The 2,974-nt window shown below is 40.5% G+C and carries 1 protein-coding gene; it reads left to right on the forward strand.

The features are described from left to right. Positions 1-2,770, forward strand: a 2,770-nt coding sequence (gene pyc / locus AC52RT_RS17715; RefSeq protein ID WP_495541971.1) for a pyruvate carboxylase, incomplete at its 5' end; no start/stop codon positions are given. Positions 2,771-2,974: the final 204 nt, after the last annotated feature.

Genomic DNA, 2,974 nt, shown 5'->3' on the forward strand with positions numbered 1-2,974 from the left:
TCAAAATATCGTCCATTTATATGAACGTGATTGCTCCGTACAGCGCCGTCACCAAAAAGTGGTAGAGGTTGCACCTTCCGTTTCCGTTTCTGAAGATTTACGTGAACAGATCTGCGATGCAGCAGTGCATTTAATGAAAAATGTTAATTATGTGAATGCAGGTACAGTTGAGTTCTTGGTTGCAGATAATGAGTTTTATTTCATAGAAGTTAATCCACGTGTACAAGTTGAACATACGGTAACTGAAATGGTTACCGGCATTGATATCGTTCAGTCACAGATTTTGATAGCAAGAGGACATGACCTGCACGATAATGTCATCGGAATCCCTGAGCAATCTCTAATCACTACGAATGGATATGCAATCCAATCAAGGATCACCACAGAAGATCCCTTAAATAATTTTATGCCTGACACAGGAACCATTATGGCGTACCGTTCCAGCGGTGGATTTGGTGTCCGTTTAGATGCAGGTAATGCTTTTCAGGGAGCAGTAATTACTCCTTATTATGACTCCTTATTAGTGAAGTTATCTGTCCATGCGATGACGTTTGAAAAAGCTGCGTCCAAAATGGTGCGAAATCTGAAGGAATTCCGAATTCGCGGAATTAAAACGAATATTGCTTTCCTTGAAAATGTAGTGAAACATGAGAAATTCTGTTCAGGTGAATATGATACATCCTTTATCGATTCTACGCCTGAACTGTTTACATTCCCAGTTCGTAAAGACCGCGGGACTAAGATGTTATCTTATATCGGCAATGTAACGGTTAATGGTTTCCCAGGAGTTGAACAGCAAAAGAAACCAGTTTTTGATTATCCTGCTGTTCCAGAAACAAAGAACATTATCACAAAAGACGGCAGTAAACAAATACTAGATCAACATGGCGCTGACGGTCTTATAAATTGGATAAAAGCACAAAATGAGGTGCTGATTACGGATACAACCTTCCGTGATGCACATCAATCACTTCTTGCTACTCGTGTTAGAACGTCCGATCTATTGCAGATTGCTGAGCCTACATCAAAACTACTTCCTAATTTATTCTCAATGGAAGTATGGGGTGGAGCAACCTTTGATGTAGCCTATCGTTTCTTAAAAGAAGATCCGTGGGACAGGCTTCTTAGTCTTCGTGAAAAGGTACCCAATGTATTACTGCAAATGCTGCTTCGTGCTTCAAATGCAGTCGGTTATAAAAATTATCCTGATAATGTTATTCGTGAATTTGTTGATAAATCAGCAAATGCCGGCATTGATGTTTTTAGAATCTTTGATAGTCTAAATTGGGTTAAAAGTATGGAAGTTGCGATTGATGCGGTTCGTCAATCAGGTAAAGTCGCTGAAGCAGCCATCTGCTATACTGGCGATATAAATGATCCGAGCCGTAGAAAGTATAATATAGATTATTATAAAAACATGGCTAAAGAACTTGAAAACCAAGGAGCACATATCCTCGCTATCAAGGACATGGCAGGTCTATTGAAACCGGAAAGTGCCTATCGATTGATTTCCGAATTAAAAGAGACCATTTCTATTCCCATTCATCTTCATACTCATGATACAGCGGGTAACGGTACGTTTATGTATGCAAAAGCGATAGAAGCAGGAGTCGATATTGTGGATACGGCATTAGGGTCTATGGCAGGATTAACTTCGCAGCCTAGTGCTCAAACATTATATTATGCGCTTGAAGGCACTAAACGACAACCAACAATTGAAATTAAACCACTTGAACAACTTTCAACGTATTGGGAAGATGTTCGGAAATATTATAAAGACTTCGAGAGTGGAATGAATGCTCCTCATACAGAAGTCTATAAGCATGAAATGCCAGGAGGTCAATACAGCAATCTTCAACAGCAGGCAAAAGCTGTAGGACTTGGAGATCGCTGGGATGATGTGAAGGAAATGTACAGCCGTGTGAACGCTATGTTCGGTGATATTGTCAAAGTGACGCCTTCTTCTAAGGTTGTGGGTGATATGGCCTTGTTTATGGTACAAAATGAGTTAGACGAAGAATCTGTCCTGAAAAAAGGTAAAACAATTGATTTTCCTGATTCAGTCATTGAGTTATTTGAAGGGTATTTAGGCCAGCCAGAAGGCGGGTTCCCGAAAGAACTTCAGACAGTCATTCTTAAAGGTAAGCAGCCTATTACAGTTCGCCCGGGAGAATTACTTGACGAAGTTGATTTCAAGGCCCTAAGAGAAGAACTATTTAACGAAATCAGCCGTCCAGTTACGGATTTCGATCTTTTAGCCTATGCCCTATATCCAAAGGTGTTTCTTGATTACGTGAGAACTCTTGAACAATTTGGAGATTTGTCAAGTCTTGATACGCCAACCTTCTTATATGGAATGAGACTTGGGGAAGAAATAGAAGTGGAGATAGAGGTCGGAAAAACACTTATTGTTAAACTAATTTCAATTGGTGAGCCTCTAGCTGACGGCACAAGGGCTATTTACTTCGATTTGAATGGACAGTCACGTCAAGTAATCATTAAAGATGAAAGTGTTACATCCTCGGTAACAACGAAACAAAAAGCAGATCCAAAGAACAAGTCTCATATTGGTGCGACAATGCCAGGGACTGTTATTAAAGTAGTTGTGGAAAAAGGAGATCAGGTTAAGCAGGGAGACCATTTAATTATTAATGAAGCAATGAAAATGGAAACTACTGTACAAGCTCCTTACTCAGGAACCGTAAAAGCAATACATGTAAACAATGGAGAAGCAATCAGCACAGGTGATTTATTAATTGAATTAGCTTAATGAAAAAAAGGAGAGTCCAGTGTTCTGGACGCTCCTCAGACTGTAGACAAACTCGGGTGGAAATCGAGTTTCTCTACATTCTTCTTTTTTAGTTTTTAAAATGCGGCTGTTGATTTCCGTTCCAGGCGTTTCGCTTTCCGCGGGCGGGCGGTGAGCCGCATCAATGCTTACGCTCCTGCGGGGTCTCACCTGTCCCGCTTTTCC

The sequence above is a fragment of the Peribacillus sp. genome, assembly GCF_059453735.1.